The 22,633-nt window shown below is 69.0% G+C and carries 14 protein-coding genes and 2 pseudogenes; 6 read left to right on the top strand and 10 right to left on the bottom strand.

Annotation, left to right across the window (positions count from 1 at the left end; all coding sequences use genetic code 11):
- Window positions 1-73 precede the first annotated feature (73 nt).
- The gene (locus ACH5AC_RS36570; protein ID WP_398866684.1) at window positions 74-7,903 is read left to right on the top strand and encodes a ricin-type beta-trefoil lectin domain protein; all 7,830 of its coding nucleotides are present in this window, start codon (window positions 74-76) and stop codon (window positions 7,901-7,903) included.
- Between the two features lie 75 nt (window positions 7,904-7,978).
- Window positions 7,979-8,728 (top strand): hypothetical protein, encoded by a 750-nt coding sequence (locus ACH5AC_RS36565; RefSeq protein ID WP_398866662.1) that lies wholly within the window; start codon window positions 7,979-7,981, stop codon window positions 8,726-8,728.
- A 108-nt stretch (window positions 8,729-8,836) separates the two neighbouring features.
- Here ACH5AC_RS36565 and ACH5AC_RS36560 read toward each other — a convergent pair.
- Window positions 8,837-9,529: pseudogene (locus ACH5AC_RS36560) on the bottom strand (NAD(P)-binding domain-containing protein); the annotation flags it as partial.
- 25 nt (window positions 9,530-9,554) lie between these two features.
- On the opposite strand from ACH5AC_RS36560, the gene ACH5AC_RS36555 reads away from it, so the two are divergent.
- A complete protein-coding gene (locus ACH5AC_RS36555; protein ID WP_398866661.1) occupies window positions 9,555-10,049 on the top strand; it encodes an ATP-binding protein in 495 nt (164 codons plus the stop codon).
- 96 nt (window positions 10,050-10,145) lie between these two features.
- On the opposite strand, the gene argS is transcribed toward ACH5AC_RS36555, so the two are convergent.
- Entirely contained in the window at window positions 10,146-11,906 is a 1,761-nt protein-coding gene (gene argS, locus ACH5AC_RS36550) for an arginine--tRNA ligase (RefSeq protein ID WP_398866660.1), read from the bottom strand.
- A gap of 139 nt (window positions 11,907-12,045) precedes the next feature.
- Between argS and lysS the strand changes: the two genes are divergently transcribed.
- Entirely contained in the window at window positions 12,046-13,794 is a 1,749-nt protein-coding gene (gene lysS, locus ACH5AC_RS36545) for a lysine--tRNA ligase (protein ID WP_398866659.1), read from the top strand.
- Window positions 13,795-13,839: 45 nt separating this feature from the next.
- Here the strand turns inward: lysS and ACH5AC_RS36540 are convergent, their stop codons facing one another.
- From ACH5AC_RS36540 to ACH5AC_RS36530, 3 genes are all read right to left on the bottom strand, one after another.
- Window positions 13,840-15,162 carry a DUF2637 domain-containing protein gene (locus tag ACH5AC_RS36540; RefSeq protein ID WP_398866658.1) on the bottom strand — a complete coding sequence of 441 codons (1,323 nt, stop codon included), beginning with the start codon at window positions 15,160-15,162 and terminating at the stop codon, window positions 13,840-13,842.
- A gap of 76 nt (window positions 15,163-15,238) precedes the next feature.
- On the bottom strand, window positions 15,239-16,120 hold the full coding sequence (locus ACH5AC_RS36535; protein WP_398866657.1) for a DUF3558 family protein: 882 nt from the start codon (window positions 16,118-16,120) through the stop codon (window positions 15,239-15,241).
- Between the two features lie 107 nt (window positions 16,121-16,227).
- Window positions 16,228-17,055 (bottom strand): DUF3558 domain-containing protein, encoded by an 828-nt coding sequence (locus tag ACH5AC_RS36530; RefSeq protein WP_398866656.1) that lies wholly within the window; start codon window positions 17,053-17,055, stop codon window positions 16,228-16,230.
- Between the two features lie 182 nt (window positions 17,056-17,237).
- On the opposite strand from ACH5AC_RS36530, the gene ACH5AC_RS36525 reads away from it, so the two are divergent.
- Window positions 17,238-18,431, top strand: a complete 1,194-nt coding sequence (locus tag ACH5AC_RS36525; protein WP_398866655.1) for an RtcB family protein — start codon at window positions 17,238-17,240, stop codon at window positions 18,429-18,431.
- Window positions 18,432-18,445: 14 nt separating this feature from the next.
- Here ACH5AC_RS36525 and ACH5AC_RS36520 read toward each other — a convergent pair whose 3' ends face one another.
- From ACH5AC_RS36520 to ACH5AC_RS36505, 4 genes are all read right to left on the bottom strand, one after another.
- Window positions 18,446-19,708, bottom strand: coding sequence for a tyrosine-protein phosphatase (locus ACH5AC_RS36520; RefSeq protein ID WP_398866654.1), 1,263 nt, complete (start codon window positions 19,706-19,708; stop codon window positions 18,446-18,448).
- 25 nt (window positions 19,709-19,733) lie between these two features.
- On the bottom strand, window positions 19,734-19,892 hold the full coding sequence (locus ACH5AC_RS36515; protein ID WP_398866652.1) for a hypothetical protein: 159 nt from the start codon (window positions 19,890-19,892) through the stop codon (window positions 19,734-19,736).
- Complete coding sequence (locus ACH5AC_RS36510; RefSeq protein WP_398866650.1) at window positions 19,892-20,653, bottom strand: SDR family NAD(P)-dependent oxidoreductase; 762 nt, start codon at window positions 20,651-20,653, stop codon at window positions 19,892-19,894. The genes ACH5AC_RS36515 and ACH5AC_RS36510 overlap by 1 nt, the downstream gene beginning before the upstream one ends.
- Before the next feature lie 168 nt (window positions 20,654-20,821).
- Complete coding sequence (locus ACH5AC_RS36505) at window positions 20,822-21,160, bottom strand: YnfA family protein (RefSeq protein ID WP_398866649.1); 339 nt, start codon at window positions 21,158-21,160, stop codon at window positions 20,822-20,824.
- A gap of 122 nt (window positions 21,161-21,282) precedes the next feature.
- On the opposite strand from ACH5AC_RS36505, the gene ACH5AC_RS36500 reads away from it, so the two are divergent.
- Window positions 21,283-21,750, top strand: a complete 468-nt coding sequence (locus ACH5AC_RS36500; RefSeq protein WP_398866648.1) for a hypothetical protein — start codon at window positions 21,283-21,285, stop codon at window positions 21,748-21,750.
- Window positions 21,751-21,767: 17 nt separating this feature from the next.
- Here the strand turns inward: ACH5AC_RS36500 and ACH5AC_RS36495 are convergent.
- A pseudogene (locus ACH5AC_RS36495) lies at window positions 21,768-22,577 on the bottom strand (DUF6597 domain-containing transcriptional factor).
- Window positions 22,578-22,633: the final 56 nt, after the last annotated feature.

Here is a 22,633-nt window from a genome sequence, read left to right as displayed (position 1 = left end):
CGTGACGGAGTCACAACGACGGCGCCGGCGGCACAGCCGCGTGGCGACCGTCCTTTTGTTGTCCTCGGCACTGATGGTGACGAGCCTGGGCGCGGACGCGTGGGCGGTTCCCGGCCCGGGCATGAGCCGGGAGGAAGTTGACCTTCCTGACCTGCCCGAGGACATCCCGGTCGACGGAGACGAGACGGCCGAGAAGAACCTGACCACAGCGCCCGAGAACCCGGTCACCCCGTACGAGCCGGTTGCGGTGACGCCGTGGACGGACGGCACGGGCACGGCGACGCTGGACGTGACGACGCCGCCGGGCACCACGGTACCGGTGTCCAACGGCCTGCCGGTCGCGATCGGAGTGCCCGAGGGCACGGACCCGGCCGCGGTCGACGGTCAGTGGCAGGTGGACGTGGCGACGCCGACGGCGTCCCAGGACGCGGGCGTACCCGGCATGATCATGCAGATCACCCCGCCCCCCGACGCGGATCCGACCGCACAGGTCGCACTCGATGTGCACATGGCCGGCTTCGCGGACATGTACGGCCCGCAGGCAGTGGAGCGTTTCGGCCTGGTGCTGCTCCCGGACTGCGTACTGACTTCGCCCGACAGCGGTGACTGTGCCGCCGAGGGTGGTACCACGACGATGTCGGTCAAGGCCCCCGCCGAGGAGAAGGCGGAGCGGCTGCCCAGTTCGGTGGAGGTCGTCCCCACCAAGAAGGCACCGACCAAGTCCAAGGCCGCGGCGGCGCCGACCCAGAAGATCCTCACCGGCCTGGTGCCGGTCGCGAACCTGCTGGGTGGCACCGCCGCGACGGACTCGTCGACGTCGGGTGCTTCCGTACGGACGGCGTCCTTCACTCGGAGCGACGCGCTGCAGGCCGTGGACGCGTCCGGTCCGCAGGTGATCGGCGCGATGGACACTGGTGCCTCGGCGTCCGGCGACTACACCGCGACGCCGCTGCTGTCCTCGGGTTCCTGGGCGGCCGGTGCGTCCTCGGGCGCCTTCACGTACTCGTACGACGTGCAGGTGCCGGAGACCGCCGGCGGCCTGATGCCGAAGGTGTCGCTGGGCTACTCGTCGCAGTCGGTCGACGGACGCACCTCGGCGACGAACAACCAGGCATCCTGGATCGGTGACGGCTGGGACTACAACCCCGGCTCGATCACCCGGACCTACGCCAACTGCCGTGAGGACTCGAAGAAGTCCGGGTCGAACAACGCCACGCACCGCACATCCGACCTGTGCTGGGGCTCCGACAACGCCACCCTGTCGCTGGGCGGTACGACGACGGAGCTGGTGTGGGACGAGACCCAGGGCAAGTGGTTCACCGCCAACGGCGACGGCTCGAAGATCGAGCGGATCCGCGACAACACCACCGGCAACGGGGCCAAGGACGGCGAGTACTGGGTGGTCACCACCCGAGACGGCACCCGCTACCACTTCGGCCTGCACAAGCTCCCGGGCTGGACGACGGGCGACCCGGTCACCGACTCGGTGCTGACCGTGCCCGTGTACGGCAACCACTCCGGTGAGGACTGCTACAAGGCCGGCGACTGGCCGGGCTCGTGGTGCACGCAGGGCTGGCGGTGGAACCTCGACTACGTCGAGGACATCCACGGCAACGCCATGACGCTGTGGTGGAAGAAGGAGGAGAACCACTACGCGCGGAACTTCAACTTCAAGGCGCCGGTGGTCTACGACCGCGGCGGCTACCTCTCCCACATCTACTACGGCCAGCGCAAGGACAGCATCTTCTCCGCGACCGCGCCGGCCCGCGTCGGCTTCACCGTCGCCGAGCGCTGCTTCACCGAGGGTACGCTGACCTGCTCGGATGCGAACTTCACGGACAAGGACCCGGGCAAGTTCCGGATCTGGTACGACACCCCGGCCGACCTGAACTGCCAGGCCGTCACCGCGACCTACACCAGGAAGTGCTGGAACGCCGGCCCGTCGTTCTGGTCCCGTAAGCGACTGACGGAGATCCAGACCTCCGCGCAGCGCCGCACCGACACCACCGCCCGCCAGGTGGTGGACCGCTACACCCTCACCCAGAAGTTCCCGGTCTTGCAGACCGGCCCGAACACCGCCCTGTGGCTGGAGTCCATCCAGCGCACCGGCTACGCCCGCAACGGCTCCACGGACGACAGCGTCACCCTGAACGCGGTGCGCTTCGAATCGAACGCCGAGGACATGCCGAACCGGGTGAAGCGCGGCGACACCGACCCGCGTCCGGGCTTCTCCCGGCTGCGTATCGTGCGCGTCATCAACGAGTACGGCGGCGAGACCGTCGTCACCTACAAGCCGGCCGAAGGCGACTGCGCCACCGGCACCAGCCTCCCCGGCAAGAGCGACACCGCCGCGCTGAAGTCCAACACGCGGCTGTGCTACCCGTCGTTCTGGCACCCGGACCCCGAGGTCGAGGACATCGACTGGTTCCACAAGTACGTGGTGCAGTCGATCGAGGAGCTGCCCAACGTCGACGGGGCGTTCACGACGAAGACGTCCTACGCGTACAAGAACGCGGGCTGGAAGCTGGCCGAGGCGGAGTTCTCCAAGAAGGCCACCCGGACGTACTCGCAGTTCGCCGGGTTCGAGCAGACCACGGTGATCACGGGCCCGGACCAGGACGAGCCGACCATCGGCGCCAAGCGGTCGAAGGCGGTCACCCGTTTCTTCCGCGGCATGGGTGACACCGTCCCGGTGAGGGACATCACGGGCGCGGAGATAGCCAAGGACCGCGAGGCGTTCGCCGGCCGCATCGCGGAGGAACTCACCTACGCCGACGCCGGCGCACTGGACACCGAATGGCTGTCGCGCAGCGTCACCGTCCCGGCCGCGACCGAGCTCGCCAAACGCATCCGCGACGACGGGCTGTCCCCGCTGCGGGCATGGCGGGTGACCGAGCCCGAGGAGATCGCGTACACCAAGTCCTCCGGTACCGGTGACGACACCCGCACCGAGCGGATCGTCAGGACCAGCACGACGTACGACTCGACGTACGGTCTGCCCACCCAGGTCGAGTCGCTCGGCGACACCGGCCGGGCCGGCGACGAGTCGTGCACCAAGCTGGAGTACGTCCACCACACCGGCAAGAACATCATCGGCCTGACCAAGCAGGTCCTCGTCGCGCCGACGACGTGTACGGCCGCCGACTTCACCGACCTGGCGATGCTCAGCGGCGCCACGCGCACGGCGTACGACGGGCAGGCGTACGGCGCGGCGCTCACGTCCACCACACGGGGACTGGCCACCGAGTCCTGGTCGCTGAACGGCTCCGGCACGGGCTTCCAGACCAACGGCACCACCGCGTTCGACGCGATCGGCCGCGTGGTCAAGCAGACCGACCCGGACGGCAACTACGGCACGATCACGTACACCCCGTCCACCGGTCAGGTCTTCACCGTCACCACGACCAACGCGCTCGGCCACACCCAGATCCAGGAACTGGAGCCGGGCCGCGCGACCACTCTCAAGACCACGGACGCCAACGGCCACGTCAGCGAGGCGAAGTACGACCCCCTGGGCCGTCTGCTGGAAGCCTGGGCGCCCGGCCGTACCCCCTCGGCCTCCGCGGTGCCGGACTTCCGGGCGGTCTACACGGTTCCCGAGTACGACCCGAACGACTCGGCCAAGTCGGACCACAAGCCGCCGTACGTCACCACGTACATGCGCGGCTTCGAGGACCGCATCGAGACCTCCGTCACCCTCTACGACGGCCTGGGCCGTGAGCGGCAGACGCAGGAGGAGGCCGACGGCGGGGCCGGGTACCTGATCACCGACACGCTGTACAACAGCGCCGGTGAGGTCTGGCAGACCAACAACGCGTACTTCACCGACGAGGCGACCCCGGGCGTGCTGTTCCAGCCGCTCGCGGACACGGCCGTCCCCAACATCACCCGCTACACCTACGACGGCCTGGGCCGCGTGGTGCAGGAGACGCCGGTCCTGAAGGTCAAGGACCCGCTGACGGGCGAGTCGAGTTCGCAGGAGGTCCCGGAGCGGGCCACCCGGTACGAGTACGGCGAGGACTGGTCGAAGGTCATCCACCCGACCGGCGCCTCCTCCTACCGCGTCTACACCGACGCCCTCGGCCGCACCGTCCGCACCGACACCTTCAACCCTGCGGCGCCGGGCGGGTTCACGTCGACGCGGTACACCTACAGCGACCGCGGCCGGCTGGTGAAGGCGACCAGCTCCACCGACACCGCGCACCCGTGGACGTGGACGTACGACCACCGCGGTCGTCAGCTCACGGCCACCGATCCCGACTCGGGCACGACGCAGACGTCGTACGACGATCGTGACCGTCCGCTGACCACGACCAACGCCCGCGGCGTCACGGTCTGGAACGGCTACGACATCCTGTCGCGCCCGACCGAGCAGCGCCTGAACAGCTCCACCGGGACGCTGCTGTCGAAGTTCAGCTACGACACCGTCCCCGGCGGCAAGGGCATGCCGGCCAGCGCCATCCGCTACACCGACGGTGAGGCATACACCCAGCAGGTCGACGGCTACACGAAGGACTACGACCCGACCTCGACCACGCTGACGCTGCCGGCCACGCTGGCGAGCACGTGGGGCCTCCAGACGTCGTACACCTACCGCTACGAGTACAACGACCAGGGGATGCTGGAGTCGGCGTCGCTCCCGGCGGTCGGCAGGTTCGACGCCGAGAAGCTCGTCGTCCGCTACAACGAGGACGGCAAGCCGCTCTCCCTCTCCGGCAAGGACTGGTACGGCTCGGAGACCACCTACGACGTCTACGGCCAGGTCCTGCGTTCCACCCTGGGCGCCCAGCCGTACCGGGTGTGGACCCAGGCCCTGTACGACGAGTCCAGCGGTGAGCTGAAGGAACAGGCGGTCTACCGCGAGCAGACCGGCGACACCTCCGTGGTCGGCGGGCACCTGGTCTCCAACCGGAGCTACACCTACGACCCGGCCGGCAACGTCACCTCGATCCGGGAGCACTCGACCGGTATCGCGGAGCGCCAGTGCTTCACCTACGACCCGCTGGGCCAGCTGAAGAAGGCGTGGACGTCCGAGGACCAGTCCTCGTGCACCGGCCCGGTGAGGAGCGACGGCACCCTGAACGTCGCCGCCGGTGGAGACAAGTCCGGCTACTGGCAGGAGTACGAGTACGACCTGCTGGGCAACCGCACGAAGCTGACGGAGAAGGACCTCGCCGGCGCCACGGCGAAGGATGCCGTGACGACCTACTCCTACGGCAAGGCCGACGGCACCCAGCCGCACACGCTGGCCAAGGTGTCCAAGACCTACACGACCCCGGCCGGGGCGCAGGTCACCGCGGAGGCCGAGCGGCTGTACGAGCTGACCGGTGAGACCAAGTCGATCACCTCGTTGGAGAACGGTGACAAGCAGGAGCTGACCTGGACCTACGACGGCCAGGTCGACCGGATCAAGGGCGCGGGCGCCGGAGGCAAGACGCCGTACGTGGGCCTGGCCGACAAGTGTCTGGACCTCTCCGGCGGTCTGACGACCGCGGGCCGGAAGATCCAGCTGTACGCCTGCAACACCTCCCCGGCCCAGAGCTGGCGTTTCTCTACCACGCCGGGCGCGACGCAGACCGACCCCGACCTGGGCACGCTGAACGTCTACGACACCTGGTGTGCTCAGCCGACCGGAAACACGGCCGGATCGGCGGTCCAGCTGCAGAAGTGTGACGGCACGGCGGCGCAGGAGCTCAAGCGCAACGCCTCCGGCCAGCTGACCCACGTCGCCTCGGGTCTGTGCCTGGCGGTCGAGGGTGCCAACTCGGCGAACTCGACTCCGATCGTGCTGGCCACCTGTGACGCCACCAAGGCCGAGCAGCGGTGGGCGGCGCAGAACGACACCCGTCACATCTACGGCCCCGACGGCTCGCGACTGCTGACGATCAAGGGCAAGCAGGCCACGCTCTACCTGGGTGAGGCCGAGGTCACCGTGCAGGCGGGCGGTGTGCTGGTCAACACCCAGCGCACCTACTCCGCCCCCGGCGGCGCGGTCATGCGTTACGCCTACGGCAACGGCGCCGACCAACTGGTCGCCCTCGCCGGCGACCACCAGGGCAGCACGTTCGCGGAGGTCGCGCTCAGAGACGGCAACCCGGTCCGGATCCGCAAGCAGGACCCGTTCGGCAACCAGCGCGGCACGGACACGGTCGGCGTCAACGTCCAGAGCCACACCGGGTTCCTGGGCGCCACCCGTGACGACGCCTCGGGCTTCGTGCCGCTGGGCGCGCGGCTGTACGACCCGGTGGTCGGACGCTTCCTGTCGGTCGACCCGGTCGTCGATCTGAACGACCCGTTGCAGTCGAATGGGTACGCCTACGCGCACAACAACCCGGTGACGATGTCGGACCCGTCGGGTCTGGCCATCTCGCTGACCGCCTCCGAGAAGGACGCGGCACTGAGAGGCGCGGGGCTGAACGCCGCGCAGGTCGCGCAGGCACAGGCCACCATGAACAGGTCCTTGACCTCGGTGATCCTGGCCGTGGCCTGGGAGACGCTCAAGGACTTCATCGGCATCAACGACGCGATGGCGTGCTTCGGCGGTGACATGTGGTCCTGTGTGAGCATCGTCGTGGACGCGATTCCGTGGACGAAGATCGCCAAGATCCCGAAGGTGGTCAAGGCGGTCAAGCGCACCATCAGCGCGGTCCAGGCATTCAACAAGGCGAAGAAGGCGGCCGAGAGTGTCCTGAAGAGGGCCAAGGCCGCCCAGGCTGCGGCGCTGGCTGCCAAGAAGGCGGCGATCGAGAAGGCCAAGAAGGAGGCCGCTCAGAGAGCGAAGAAGAAGGCCGCCGAGCAAGCGAAGAGAATCGCCGACCAGGCGGCCCAGAAGACCAAGAAAACCGGCAACCCCGTCCAGAAGCAGGCCCAGGCCAAGGCAGCCCCGAAGGCGTCCTCCGCCGGCAAGGGTTCCTCAGGCGGCAGCAAGGGCGGCGGCTCCAAGCCGGGCGGCAGCTCCGGTGGCTCCTCCAAGAGCAGCGGCGGTTCCAGCGGGGGCGGAGGCTCCGGCAAGGCCGACGGTGGCGGGGGTTCATGCCCGATCAACAACAGCTTCGTGCCCGGTACCAAGGTCCTGATGGCCGACGGCACCACCAAGCCGATCGAGAAGGTCAAGGCTGGCGACAAGGTCGTCACCACCGACCCGAAGACCGGCGAGACCCGGATCGAGACGGTCACCGCCGAGATCAAGGGTGAGGGCCTGAAGCACCTGGTCAAGGTCACCATCGACACCGACGGCGACAAGGGCACCAAGACCGCCCAGGTCACCGCGACCGACGGCCACCCCTTCTGGGTCCCCGAACTCGGCGAATGGATCGACGCCACCGACCTGAAGTCCGGCCAGTGGCTCCAGACCAGCGCAGGCACCTACGTCCAGATCACCGCAGTGGAGCGGTGGACGAGCCCCGGCGCGACCGTCCACAACCTCACTGTCGGCGACATCCACACGTACTATGTGGTCGCAGGCGGGACCTCAGCACTCGTTCACAACTGCTCCACTGCGGATGAACGGGCGCATGCCAGAGCATCGGAGAACGCTGCATATTCCAGCAGGCCGGACGTTGCTACCGGCGGGTACCTCTGGGTTCAGGGGCACGGAGAGTTTGACCTGGCTTCCGATCGGCTCCATCCGTTGATCAGAGCCAACATGGGCGAGATTCCTGCTGCGGCGAGCCCCGGCGGCGGTAAGTTCTTTGGCTCGCATGTCGAGGTTCAGGCGGCCACTATCATGAGGATTCTGGCCAAACAGTCGGGATCCGAGGGTTTGACTGGCCGACTGATGGTTTCAAAGCCTGGCGGGCCATGCGGTTTCTGCACGCCAAACGTGGCAGGAATGTTGCCGGGGAGCTCATCGCTAGCGGTTCGATCTCAGCGCGGGCAAGTTTTCAGTGAGGTACCCTTCTGATGCATTCGCCAGGGCGCGGCCCAGTTGCCGCGCCTTGGCTGCTTTCCTGCAGGCCACTATGCTGGCCTTATAGACATGAACGGCGATAAGTTGAATCCATGCGCGATTATCGATCTCACCGACTGGGCTGAGCTCGAGAATGCCGACGGGTCTGCCTTCCCGGTTACTCCGACCAAGTTGCGCGACTTGGCGTCGGGTGACTTTTCCAAGGTAACGAGTTCACTCAACCACCTGTATGACGCTCTCCTCAACGACGGAGTCGTCTACTCTGCGACCGCGCCGGCTTTCAGGTATGTCGCCGCACTTTTGGGCGACCGCGAAAGTCGAGCCGCACTCACTCCTTCATGGGATGGGGAAAAATTCCCACTTCGAGGCAAGCTCCTTTCATGGCTGGCCGACGTGGCCTTCGATGTCAGCATTGAGCAGGAGCAGCGCATTCGAGAGTGGGGGGAATATTCGCCGACCGAGCCATTTCCCGATTTCCTGAACATCAGGAGTATTTACCCGGAAGCTTTTCCGGGCGTCGCCTCCTACTTTGATGACTCTGATCCGAGAGTGGTTGAGGCGGCTCTTGTTGCGGCCGTTCGATTTCTGGAGTCCCCGGCATTGGCGATGCACCGCAGGAGGTTGACTCCTTTGATGGAGAACGTTCTAGCGCAAAGCTCCAGCGAACGGCATAGAAGTTTGGCCTCCGAGGCGTTGGCGTCTTGGGAGCAAGGGCGCATGTTGATGGAACCCCCTACCGATCCACTCCCCTCCGACGGGCGAGGGAAGGATCACAATTCGCACGACAAACGGGGATCAGTTGACGAGCCGCCGTTTTAGTGGGCGTGCCCGGACTCGGCCGGCTCAGCCCACGAAGTCCCGTACCCCTTGGGGCACCGCGTCGTCGCCGAGGAAGTCGCTCAGCCACGACGGCGGGTGCGCCGACAAGTGCCCGGTCGTCTGGTACCGGGTGACGTGCTCCCCGTTCGGGGTCCGCTGGTACACGGCGGGGAGTCCGGCCAGGTCGAGTTCATCCTCGCTGCTGGTGACCGTGGCGACGTAGGCCCCGTTCCGCAGGGCCGAGAAGTCTTCGCCCCGCAGCGACACGGCACCGGTCGCGCACAGGATCAGACCGGCGCCGGGTAGAGCGGCGTCGCGATCCCTGGCGACGGTGAAGCCCTGCGAGAGCGCCTGTGTGCGACGGACGGGGTCCACGTCGTAGACGGTGACCTGTATGCCCTTGGCGTGCAGCAGGCGGGCGATGCTCGACCCGAGCTTGCCGAAGCCGATCACGAGGGCCGGGCGACCGTGCAGGATGTCACCGCGGCCCCGCATCAGCGCCTCGGTCGAGAACACGACCGACTGACCCACGAGGAAGTCTTCGGGGTCCTTCAACGGGGAGCGGGCGACGGAGACGACGGGGCAGGGCAATTTCTCGGCGCTCGCGTACCGCTTGTGCCCGTTCTCCGTGTCCTCGACCACGCCCAGGACGCGACCCGAGAACCGCTCGCACAGGGCGTCGAGTGTCGGCGCGAAGTACCCGCCGACATCGAGCAGCACGACAGCCTCACCGCAGGCCCGCGACTCGATGTAGTCGACCGCGCTCTCAGGATCGTACGGGTTTACCGACTGCACCGCGATAGTAACTCTGCGTAACTCACGTCCCGTGAACGAGACGATCCAAGTCCAGCCGCTGAGGCAGAAGTTCTTCCGACGGGACCGCAGGTCAGTGCCGGGCGCCCGGCGGTTCGCCGTCGAGGCGCTGCGGTGGTGGGGGCTCGCGGAGTGGGAGCGGGCCGGTGACGTACTGCTCTGCGTCAGCGAACTGGCGACCAACGCCCTGCTGCACGGCGTACCGCCCGGCAGGCAGTTCCTGCTCTTCCTCCGCTACGACGGACGCGTACTGCATGTCGAGGTGCACGACAGCGGTCCCGGCGAGCCCCGCATTGTCGACCGGCGGGACGAGGGCGGGCGCGGGCTGCTGCTGGTGGCCGCGCTCAGTGACGACTGGGGGGTGCGGGAGCGGGAGCTCGGGAAGATCGCGTGGTGCGAGTTCGGGTGCGCCGATGGGAGAGATCAATTGTTGCGAGACGCGATGACTCGGTACGCCGAGGACAGCGCGCGCGTCGGTGACGACTTGGACGACCTGCGCGACATCTGAAGCGCGGGCAGGCGTGGACCATGCCTCAGCCTCTGACAGACGACAGCCCCGCCGGACATCGCTTCCGGCGGGGCTGCTCTGTGGTCGGGAGCTCGGTCAGAGCTTCTCGGGGGTCCTGATGCCCAGCAGGCCCATGCCCTTGGTGAGGGTGCGGGCCGTCATGTCGCACAGGAAGAGGCGGTTCTCGACCTGGGCCGGGGTGTCGGCCTTGAGGACCGGGCACTTGTCGTAGAACGACGTGTACAGCGTCGCCAACTGGTACAGGTACGCCGCCAGCTTGTGCGGCGCGTACTCCGCGGCCGCCTCGAAGACCGTGTCGCCGAACGCGTCCAGGTGCAGGCCCAACGCCCGCTCCGCCGGGTGCAGTTCGAGCTCCGGGTGCGCGGACGGCCGTACGTCCCCGGCCTTGCGCAGGATCGACTGGATACGGGCGTACGCGTACTGGAGGTACACGGACGTCTCGCCGTTGAGGGAGACCATCTGGTCGAGGTCGAACTTGTAGTCGCGGCTGGGCGACGTCGACAGGTCGGCGTACTTCACGGCGCCGATGCCGACCTGGGCGGCCCGCTCCTGGATCTCGTCCTCGGTGAGGTCGCGGGCCTTCTCCCGGACGACCTCGGCGGCCCGCTGCACGGCCTCGTCCAGCAGGTCCTCCAGGCGTACGGTCTCGCCCTCACGCGTCTTGAACGGCTTGCCGTCCGCGCCGAGCACCGTGCCGTAGCCCATGTTGTGCGCGGTGACGTCGTCGTTCAGCCAGCCGGCGCGGCGGGCCGTCTCGAAGGCCATCCGGAAGTGCAGCGACTGGCGGACGTCCACGACGTACAGCAGCGTCGTCGCGTGCAGGCCGAAGACGCGGTCACGGATCGCGGTCAGGTCGGAGGCGGCGTAGCCGAAGCCGCCGTCGGCCTTCTGCACGATCAGCGGGACCCGCTCGTCGTCCTTGCCGCGGATGTCGTCGAAGAACACCACCAGCGCGCCCTCGGAGCGCTCCGCGACGCCCATCTCCTCCAGGAGGCGGGCGGTCTCGGGCATGCCCTCGTTGTACGCCGACTCGCCGACGATCTCCTCGTCGCGGATCTCCATGTCGAGCTTCTCGAAGACCGAGTAGAAGTAGACCTTCGACTCGTCGACGAACTGCTGCCAGAGGTCGAGCGTCTCCTTGTCGCCGGACTGGAGCGCGACCACCCGCTTGCGGGCCCGCTCCTTGAACTCCTCGTCGGAGTCGAACAGCACGCGGGACGCCTTGTACACCCGGTTCAGGTTCGACATGGCCTGCTCGCCGTCGACCTCCGAGGCCGGTGCCAGCTCGCCGGGGTGCTCCAGCAGGTACTGGATGAGCATGCCGAACTGGGTGCCCCAGTCGCCGATGTGGTGTCGGCCGATCGTCTTCTCGCCGGTGAAGTCGAGCATGCCGCGCAGGGCGTCGCCGATCACCGCCGAGCGGAGGTGGCCGACGTGCATCTCCTTCGCCACGTTCGGCTGGGCGTAGTCGATCACCGTGGTGCCGGGGGCGGTGGAGTACGGCACGCCCAGGCGGTCGGTGGCGTCCGTGTAGCGGGCCGCCAGGTTCTGCGTGATCGCCTTGTCGGTGAGGGTGATGTTCAGGAAGCCGGGGCCCGAGACCTCGACCTCCTTGATCACATCGCCGGTGACGACCTGGGACACCACCTGCGTCGCCAGCTCACGCGGGTTCGCCTTGGCCTTCTTCGCCAGCGCCAGGACGCCGTTGGCCTGGTAGTCGGCCCGGTCGCTTCGTCGCAGCAGCGGGTCCGCGTCGGCGGCCTCCGGCAGAGTGGCCGAGAGGGCGGACGCGAGATGCTGCTGGACGGAGTCGCTGAGGGACGTGACCGAGGCCATAGGAGTGGGTGCCGTTCTCCTCGTGGGGATGGATAGACCCGGCCAGTATCCCATGCGAGGTAAAGCCGTTTTTCCGGTCGCACGGGCGTCTGGGAGTATGGAGAGGTCAATCGACCATGCCAGCTCAGATCAAGAGGACGTGCCGATCGTGGCTCAGAGCACCGAGACCACCGACTGGGTCTCCCGTTTCGCGGATGAGGTCATCGAGGAGTCGGAGCGTCGGGCCCCGGGCAAACCGGTCGTCGTCGCGTCGGGTCTGTCCCCCTCCGGGCCGATCCACCTGGGGAACCTCCGCGAGGTCATGACCCCGCACCTCGTCGCCGACGAGATCCGCCGGCGCGGGTACCAGGTGCGCCATCTGATCTCCTGGGACGACTACGACCGCTACCGCAAGGTGCCCAAGGGCATCCCCGGCGTGTCCGACGAGTCCCACGCCCAGCACATCGGCAAGCCCCTCACCTCCGTGCCCGCGCCCGCCGGGTCGCCGTACCCGAACTGGGCCGAGCACTTCAAGGCCGGGATGATCGAGTCGCTGGCCGAACTGGGCGTCGAGTTCGACGGGATCAGCCAGACCGAGCAGTACACCTCCGGGGTCTACCGCGAGCAGATCCTGCACGCGATGCGGCACCGCGGCGACATCGACGCCGTGCTCGACCAGTACCGGACCAAGAAGGCCCCGGCGAAGCAGAAGCAGTCGCAGAAGCCGGTCGACGAGGCCGAGCTGGAGGCCGCCGAGGGATCCGGCGCGGCCGCCGAGGACGACGGGTCCTCCGGTGCCGCCGGGTACTTCCCGTACAAGCCGTACTGCGGCAACTGCGAGAAGGACCTCACGACCGTCACGTCCTACGACGACGACACCACCGAGCTGACGTACGCCTGCACCGAGTGCGGCTTCTCCGAGACGGTCCGGCTCAACGAGTTCAACCGCGGCAAGCTGGTCTGGAAGGTCGACTGGCCCATGCGGTGGGCGTACGAGGGCGTCGTGTTCGAGCCCAGCGGTGTCGACCACTCCTCGCCCGGGTCCTCGTTCCAGGTCGGCGGGCAGATCGTCGGGATCTTCGGCGGCAAGCAACCCATCGGGCCCATGTACGCCTTCGTGGGCATCAGCGGCATGGCGAAGATGTCCTCGTCGAAGGGCGGGGTGCCGACCCCCGCCGACGCGCTGCAGATCATGGAGCCGCAGCTCCTGCGCTGGCTGTACGCCCGGCGCCGGCCCAACCAGTCCTTCAAGATCGCCTTCGACCAGGAGATCCAGCGGCTCTACGACGAGTGGGACAAGCTCGACGCCAAGGTCGCCGACGGGTCTGCGCTGCCCGCCGATGTCGCCGCGCACTCGCGTGCCGTGCGGACCGCCGCCGGTGAGCTGCCGCGCACGGTCCGGCCGCTGCCGTACCGGACCCTCGCGTCCGTCGCCGACATCACCGCCGGGCACCAGGACCAGGCGCTGCGGATCCTCTCCGAGCTGGACCCGGAGAACCCGCTGGGCTCACTGGACGAGGCGCGGCCGCGGTACGACAAGGCTGAGGCGTGGATCAACACGCACGTGCCCGCCGACCAGCGGACCATCGTGCGGGACGAGCCCGACGCGGAGCTGCTGAAGTCGCTCGACGAGGCGTCCCAGCAGTCGGTGCGGCTGCTGCTCGACGGGCTGGAGTCGCACTGGTCGCTGGACGGGCTGACGCACCTCGTGTACGGCGTGCCCAAGGTGCAGGCCGGGTTCTCCGCCGACGCGACGCCGAAGGAGTTGCCGGCCGAGATCAAGACGGCTCAGCGTTCGTTCTTCGCGCTGCTGTACCACCTGCTGGTCGGGCGGGACACGGGGCCTCGGCTGCCTACGCTGCTGTTGGCGGTGGGGCAGGAGCGGGTGCGGGCCCTGCTCGGGGAGTAAGCGGCAAGGGGCCCTCGTCGGAGGGCCCCTTTTCGTTTCCTGTCCTTACGCGATGTGGTCGTCTTCCAGTTCTGCCGTGTGGCGGTTCTGGAAGCGCATCACCATGCGCTTGGCTTCGGCGTCGATGAGAGGGACGCCGTACGTCGCCTCGACGTTGTAGCTGAACTCGCGTGGGGTGGGGTAGCCGCTGCCGTCTATCGACTGTTTGAAGACCGTGTACAGGGCTTCTTCGTCCGGCTCGGGGGCGCCGCCGCCCTCGCCGAGTTCTCGGGTGCGGTTCGGGCCCACCGGGATGGGGAAGGTGCCTGTCTCCTCCGGGGTGGGTTCCTCCAGGGGTGGCTCTTCCAGGTACTGGTCCGCGTACTCCTCGGCGTGCTGCTGTTCCGCGTACCACTGGGCGTACTGGGCGTCCGGGTCGTAGTTGGGGTCGTAGCCGCCCTGGTACTCGACCTCGTGGGGGGCTTTGAACCAGGGGCTGGGCTCGGGTTCCGGGGTGGGGTTTTGGCGCTGCTCGCTGGGAGGTGCCGCTGCGCCCACCCGTGCCGCCCCAGCGGCACGACTGCCCGCAGCTACGGTGCGTACGTCGGCGGCCTCCGCGGCACGACTGCCCGCAGCTACCGGCGCTGGTGGCAGTTCCTGCTGCGGTGCCGGTGCCGCGGCCGGGGGGAGCACGGCCGGTTCTATGCCTGCTGCTGCCAAGCCTGCGGGGGCCGTGTCCGCCAAGGGGACGCCGTACTTGGCCAGGCGTAGGGGCATCAGGGACTCGACCGGGGCCTTGCGGCGCCAGGCTCGGCCGAAGCGGGAGCGGAGGCGGGCCTGGTAGACGAGACGTTCCTGCTCCAGCTTGATGACCTGGTCGTAGGAGCGGAGCTCCCAGAGCTTCATGCGGCGCCAGAGGAGGAAGGTGGGGACGGGGGAGAGGAGCCAGCGGGTGAGGCGGACTCCCTCCATGTGCTTGTCGGCCGTGATGTCCGCGATCCGGCCGATCGCGTGGCGGGCGGCCTCGACCGAGACCACGAACAGCACCGGGATCACCGCGTGCATCCCGACGCCCAGCGGGTCCGGCCAGGCGGCCGCGCCGTTGAAGGCGATCGTCGCGGCCGTCAGGAGCCAGGCCGTCTGACGGAGCAGGGGGAACGGGATCCGGATCCAGGTGAGAAGCAGGTCCAGGGCGAGGAGGACGCAGATGCCCGCGTCGATGCCGATCGGGAAGACGTAGGAGAAGTTCCCGAAGCCCTTCTTGACGGCCAGTTCCCGGACGGCCGCGTACGAACCCGCGAAGCCGATGCCGGCGATGATCACGGCGCCGGCCACGACCACGCCGATGAGAACGCGGTGCATCCGAGTCAGCTGCAGTGGCGCGGCCACTCGTACTCCCCTCCCATTGCGTGTTCTTGCGCGCAACAGGGTGGCACATGTGTACGGCGAACGTGTTGCCGGACTGTCAGCTCTTGCCGGAGGGGGAGGGAGAAGGGGTGGTGGTGGACGGGTTGGTGGTGGTTGGTGCCGGGGTGGCCGCAGCGTCCGCGGTGTTGGTCGCGCGGATCGAGGCCACCGCCTCCTTGGCCGCCTTCTGGGCCGCCTTCACCAGCGGATCGGCGTCCGGCGTCTTGTCGCCGGCGAGGCCGGCGCCGTTGTAGTCGAGGGTGATGACGACGTTCTCGACGCGCACCACGACCGTCTGCTGCCTGAAGTCGCCTTCCTTCTTCTTCAGGTCGTACCGCACGGACGTCGCCTGGTCGCCGGTGCCGGTGAGGACGGCCGACTTGGTGTTCTTGGCGCCGGACACCGTCTGGGCGCCCTTGACCTGGCTCTCGTAGTACTCCTGGGCGAGTTCGTCGCCGGAGCCGCGGGTCACGTCGGACTCGAAGCGGAGGAGGGAGATGTTCAGCCAGCGGTACTGGGAGCCCTTGACGCCGTTGTTGGTGAGACTGTCCCAGGAGCAACTGGCCCGGTCGGCCGGCTCGTCCGAGGCGCCCGCCTTGCCGGCGGAGTCGGCCTTGGGGACCAGTTCCGTCAGGGTCTTCTTCGGCAGTACCGCGCAGGCTTTGGGCAGCGACCGGTACGCGGCCGCCTGGACGGTCGGGGAGGGGCTCGCGGAGGCGGACGCGGACGCGCTCGCCGAGGCGCTCGTGTCCTGCTTGGCGTCGGAGCCGGAGTCCGAGTCGGAGGAGCAGGCGGAGGCCAGCAGGAGTACGGGGAGGGCGGTCGCGGCGGCGAGGACGCGGTGCGTGCGGCCTGTGCGGCGCGCGTCCCTCACCTCTCCGTCGTGCTTCGCTCGCTGGTCGTCTCGCTGGGCTCGTCGCTGCATGGTTCCTTCACTCATGACGCTCGTGGATCCTGCGGTCGGATCGGGTCCGAGGGGCCACGGTACGCGGTGAGGAAGCCACGCGGTTGCGGTTGCCGTGCTTTGACGGCGGATGACCGGGCGCGCTAACCGGCGAGCGAGTCGGCCAGCTGGGAGGCCAGTTTCCGGGCCCTGTCCTGCATTTCCTTGCTGTCCGGGACGGTGCCGATGGTCGTCGGCTGCTCCTCGTACTGGATGGTCACGATGACGTTGGACGTGCGGAACGCCACAGTGATCACCCGCCGCTTGGCGGTCGAACCGGAGCTGCTGAGGACGTCGTTGAGGAACGCCTCGTCGCCGAGGTCGTCGAGGATGCGGGGCTGGAGGTCGGCGGGCGTCTCGGACGCGGTGGCGGTGGCGGTGGCCGCGGCGGCGGAGGCGGCGGGGGAAGGGCCGGCGGTGTCCGTCGGGCTCGCGGTCGCGGACGCGGTCCCGGTCGTCGTCTCCTGCTGAGTCGGGGTGGGTTCGGGGAGGTGGGCGGCGCTCTGCTGCCCGGCGAAGAGCTCCTCGGCCTGGGTGTCGTCGCTGACGGCGGTGTCGAAGGAGACGACGCGTTCGAGGTCGACGGAGAGGTGGTCGGTGGCGGTGGTCGACTCGACCTTCCAACGGCAGCCGACCTTGCGGTCGGTGTCGAAGGTGAGGGTCGGACTGCCGGCGTAGGCCGCGTCGCGCTGGGTCTTGTCGGTGAGCTGCTTGATGCCGGGCAGGAGGGCGTCGAGGGTGCCCCGGCCGACGGCTCGGCAGGGCTCGGGGAGGGTGTCGTACCGGCCGGGTTCGGCGGGGGCGGTGGCGGTGCCGGGCACCCCGGGGTTGGAGTCGTCGGTCGGGCCGCCGTCGTCCGAGCTGCCCGTGCAGCCGGCGAGGACCACCGCGAGGAGGGCGGCGACACCGGGTACGTGGACCTTCCGCTGCACGGTGCGGTTCCTCTCGACGGGGTCGGCTGGGGTTAATTGCCTTGCCGGGCGGGGGTGCGCCCAGCAGACAATGTGTATCGCACGCAACGCCGTGGATGCCGGTCCGTTGTCCTTTTCGTCGACCTTGGCGCCGGTTTTGCGAACTAAGTCTTTTGTATTGATTCCGGGGGAATGAGGGCGATATGTCGTACGTCGAGATGCCGGGCGCCAAGGTGCCGATCCGTATGTGGACCGATCCCGCGTCGGTCGAGGGCTCGGCGATGCAGCAGCTCCAGAACGTCGCGACTCTGCCCTGGATCAAGGGCCTCGCGGTCATGCCCGACGTCCACTACGGCAAGGGCGCGACCGTCGGGTCCGTCATCGCGATGCAGGGGGCGGTGTGCCCGGCGGCGGTCGGGGTGGACATCGGGTGCGGTATGTCCGCCGTCCGGACGTCGCTCACGGCGAACGACCTTCCGGGGGATCTGTCGCGGCTGCGGTCGAAGATCGAGCAGGTCATTCCGGTGGGGCGGGGGATGCATGACGACCCCGTCGACCCGGGGCGGTTCCACGGGCTCGCGACCGCCGGGTGGGACGACTTCTGGGGGCGGTTCGACGGGGTCGCGGAGGCGGTGAAGTTCCGTCAGGAGCGGGCGACGAAGCAGATGGGCACGCTCGGGTCGGGCAACCACTTCGTGGAGGTCTGCACGGACGAGACCGGCTCTGTGTGGCTCATGCTCCACTCCGGCTCCCGGAACATCGGCAAGGAACTCGCCGAGCACCACATCGGCATAGCCCAGAAGCTCCCGCACAACCAGGGCCTGGTCGACCGCGACCTCGCCGTCTTCATCGCGCAGACCCCGCAGATGGCGGCGTACCGCAACGACCTGTTCTGGGCGCAGGAGTACGCCAAGTACAACCGCACGCTCATGATGGCGCTTCTGAAGGACGTGATCCGCAAGGAGTTCAAGAAGGCCAAGCCGGCCTTCGAGCCGGAGATCTCCTGCCACCACAACTATGTGGCGGAGGAGCGGTACGACGGCATGGATCTGCTGGTCACCCGCAAGGGCGCGATCCGGGCCGGCTCCGGCGAGTACGGGATCATCCCCGGCTCGATGGGCACGGGTTCGTACATCGTGAAGGGCCTCGGCAACGAGAAGTCCTTCAACTCCGCCTCGCACGGCGCCGGTCGGCGGATGAGCCGCAACGCCGCCAAGCGGCGCTTCTCGACGAAGGACCTGGAGGAGCAGACGCGGGGTGTGGAGTGCCGTAAGGACTCCGGTGTGGTGGACGAGATCCCGGGCGCCTACAAGCCGATCGAGCAGGTCATCGACCAGCAGCGGGACCTCGTCCAGGTGGTGGCGAAGCTCAAGCAGGTGGTGTGTGTGAAGGGCTGAGCCGTCCTCGGCGGTCAGTCCCCCAGGCGCCTCTCCATGAGGGTCACCGCGTACGGGCTGCCCGTGCCGTCCGTCTTGGCTCGCTGTTCTCCTACGACCGTGTAGCCCGCCGACTCGTAGTACGTGCGCAGGCGGGGGTTGGAGGAGAGGCAGTCCAGGCGGCTGTACGGGCGGCCCGTTGCCGCGATGCGGGACTCGGCGTGGGTGAGGAGGTCGCGGCCCGTGCCGGGTGGGGCCGTGTGGGGGGTGGTCATCAGGCGGTGGACGTAGCCCGCGTCGGCGGGGCGGGGGCCCCAGGCCGCCGGGTCGTCCCACCAGAGCTCGTAGGCGCCGGCCAGGTGGTCGCCGGTGTGGGCCAGCCAGACCTCGCCCTCCCGCATGCGGTGGCGGAAGTGGGCCTCGTCCTTCTCTCCGGGCCGCCACTGGGTGATGCCGCGGGCCTGCTGCCAGAGGGCCGCGCTGTCGCGGAGGCGGACCAGGGTGGGGGCGTCGGCGGGGGTCGCCTGGCGGTATGTCAGGTCCGGCCAGCTGGTGGGGAGCGGCTCCAGGTAGGTGGCGCGCAGGGTCTGCTTCAGGGCGGTCGTGTCCAGGCCCAGGGTCTGGGTGACGTAGTCGTCGACGGAGCCGTGGCGGGACCTCATCGCCGCGAGGAACAGGCGCATGACCGAGGCGGGGGTGCTCGCGAAGGAGGGCCAGGCGGGGACGCGGCCGTTGTTGCGGGTCGACCACTCCGCGAGGAGGGCCGGGCGGGCCAGTCCGGTGAGGGTGAAGTCCTCGGTGACGGTGGCCTCGTCCACGCCGAGGAGGGTGAGGAGCAGGGCGGCCAGTTCGCCGGTGCGGTCCTTGCCGGAGGCGCAGTGGAAGGCGACGGGGGCGCGGGCGTCGGCGATCAGCCGCAGGGCCGTGCGGATCTCCTTCTTGCCGTCCTCGGCGACCTCCATGAAGCGGTCCGAGAGGTACGGGCCCGGGTCGACGTCGGGGGTGAGCGCCGCCTGGTTGTAGGGGCGGTGTTCGATGCTCAGGTTGTGGTAGGCGAAGGTCTCCGAGTCGGGGACGCGGCCCCTGCCCTCGATCTCCCACGGGTAGCGCAGGTCGATGACCGTGCCGACGCCCAGGGACAGGAAGCGGGTCCAGTCCGGTGTGCCCTGCCGCAGCTTGCCCAGGGAGTCCGAGCGGTACAGGAGGCCCGGGCGGACGCGGTGGCGGCCGTCCGCCGTGCGGTAGCCGCCCAGGTCACGGAAGTTGTGCAGGGCCTCGAAGGGTATGTGTCTGTCCACGGTGTCCGAGTGTCCCCGCTGGGGGTCAGTGGCCGTGGCGGACCGCGTAGATCATGACGAACGCCACGATGTGGATGCCGAAGAGGAAGTACGCCAAGAAGTACCAGACCTGGCGTTCGTTCTTGGTCTCCTCGGCCAGGCGGCGTTTCTCCGCCGAGGTGTCTTCCGGGGTCCGCTCCGTCATCACAGCTCCCTGTGGACCTTGGTGTTCGACGCCTGTGCGCGGGGGCGCAGGACCAGCAGGTCGACGTTGACGTGGCTGGGGCGGGTGACCGCCCAGGTGATCGTCTCCGCCACGTCGTCGGCGGTGAGGGGCTCGGCCACGCCCTGGTAGACCTTCTCGGCCTTCTCCCGGTCGCCGCCGAAGCGGGTGAGGGCGAACTCGTCGGTCTTGACCATGCCGGGGGCGATCTCGATCACGCGGACCGGCTTGCCGACGATCTCCAGGCGCAGCGTCTCGGCGAGGACGTGGGCGCCGTGCTTGGCGGCGACGTAGCCCGCGCCGCCCTCGTACGTCCCGTGGCCGGCCGTGGAGGAGACGACGACCACCGTGCCGTCGCCGCTCGCCTCCAGCTTGGGCAGCAGGGCCTGGGTGAGGTTGAGGGTGCCGATGACGTTGGTCTCGTACATCGTGCGCCAGTCGTCCGGGTCGCCGGTGGCGACCGGGTCGGCGCCGAGCGCGCCGCCCGCGTTGTTGACCAGGACGCCGATCGTCCTGAAGGCGGTGGCGAACTCGTCCACGGCGGCTCGGTCCGTCACGTCCAGGCGGTATGCCGTCGCGGAGCCGCCGGCCTCGTTGATCTCCTTGGCCAGGGCCTCGACGCGGTCCGCTCGGCGGGCGGTGACGACGACTCGGTAGCCGGCGGTGGCGAGGTGCTTGGCCGTGGCGGCGCCGATGCCGCTGCTGGCGCCGGTGACGATCGCGATGCGCGAGGCGGGGGGCATGGGGCTCCTCGGCTGGGTGTTCGGGTTCAGGTCAGGATAGGCGCCCTCGGAGGTGGGTGGCCTTCGGGGTGATGGGCGGGTGCGGGTTGTGGGGGTTCTCGCGCCCACGCGGCGGAGCCGCATATCGAACACAGCCCCGCGCCCCTTGGGCCGGGACGCTCACCCTTGTCACACATCGCCCCTCGGTGCCCACATGATCACCGCCATGCCTGTCAGGCAGATCAGGGCGCCTGTTACGTCCCAGCGGTCCGGGCGGTAGCCGTCGGCGACGGTGCCCCAGAGGATCGAGCCGGCCACGAAGATGCCGCCGTAGGCGGCCAGGACGCGGCCGAAGTGGGCGTCGGGCTGGAAGGTGGCGACGAAGCCGTAGGCGCCCAGGGCGAGGACGCCGCCGGTGATCCACAGCCAGCCGCGGTGTTCGCGCCAGCCCTGCCACACCAGCCAGGCGCCGCCGATCTCGAACAGCGCGGCGACGACGAAGAGGGCGGCGGAGCGGAGGATCGGCATGGGGGGAGCTTCGCAGACGTCACCTGATGGACGGCGCCTGCCCTTCGCCGTGCGTGGGATACATCGGTCAGTGCGGTGGTCACTGCGGTGGTCAGTGCGTCGGCGAGTGAGGAGTGGGTGGCATGCGCAGGACGGGGCTTGTCGGGGTGGCGGTGGCCGCGGTGCTGGTGATGGGGGCCGGGTCCGCTCGGGCCGGCGTGGTGCCCGAGGCGGATCTCGCGTATCACGGGTCCGCGGTGTTGGAGGGCGGGAGGGCCGAGGTGCGGATGACGCCGCGCAACCACGGGCCCTCGGCCGTCGCCGACGCGACCGTACGGCTGCGCTGGTCGGTGCCGCTCGAGGAGCGGGCGCACGCGCTGCCGGCGGGGTGTGTGCGGACCGGGGCGCGGGACGTGGTGTGCCGGACGGGGGCGCTGGACGCGGACGGGCTGGGTGATCAGCTGGTGCTCGGGGTGTGGCTGCGGGGGCGGCCGGCGGAGGTGACCCTGGAGATCGACACGGTGTGGAGCGGGGACGCGGTGGACCGCAACCGGGGGAACGACCGGCAGCGGGTGCTGGTGCTGGACACCGGGGACCGCTACTACTTCTGACCGGCTTCGGCCGCCGTTCAGCTGCGGGTGCCGTGGGCGTACGTCGTCGGCGGCACCCCTACTGTTGCGGTGAAGTCGCGGACGAGGTGGGCCTGGTCGGCGTGGCCGAGGTCGGTGGCGAGGGCGGGCCAGTCCACGGACCGGTCGGTCTCGGCGCGTTCCAGGGCCTCGGGGATGCGGTAGCGGAGGATCACCCTCCCCAGAGGGGGACCCCATCGGCGGGACGCCGACGAAGGCATGGAAGAGGCGCTGGAAGAGGCGTACGGAGATGCCCTCGGCCCGGGCGAAGTCGGCCACGCGGCGGATCGTGCGGTCGGTGCGGATGCGGTCGATCAGGGACATCGCCAGGTCGGCCTGGGGGCGGGGCGGGGTTCGAGGGAGAGCAGGTAGGTGTCGAGGGCGGCCACTCGGGCGTCCTCGTCCGGTGCGTCCAGGACCGGTGCGGGGTCGGTGCCGGGGAGGTGGACGCGGCTGCCCGTCCAGTGGGAGACGGGGGTGGCCGGGGAAGAAGGGGCGGAAGCCGCCGGGGGGAACTGGATGCCGCAGACTCTGCCTCTTCCCTCCAGTTTCCGGGTGAAGAGGTCCAGGCCGATGCCGGAGAGCTCGGCGAAGGGCGTCTGGTGCTCGTACCGCTGGAAGACGATGTTGACCGAGGGGTGCGGGACGACGTGTGAGGCATAGGGCTGGGGGAGGTCCCAGTCGATGAGCCGGTAGTGCTCCAGGTAGGGGCGGAGGGGCCCGGCGGGTTCGCGGCGGCGGAAATGGACGCGGGTGAGGAGTTCCGCGGCGTCGACGATGCCTCGGGTGTCGCGGCGGGGAGCGGCCATGACAGGCGGCCGGGGATGGCTGGGGGGCCGGAGTTCGTATCGGAGTTGACAGACGA

This window comes from Streptomyces sp. NPDC018693 (assembly GCF_044391385.1).
In the GTDB taxonomy this organism is placed as follows: Bacteria; Actinomycetota; Actinomycetes; order Streptomycetales; family Streptomycetaceae; genus Streptomyces.
This window is presented reverse-complemented; position numbering and strand designations above follow the sequence as displayed.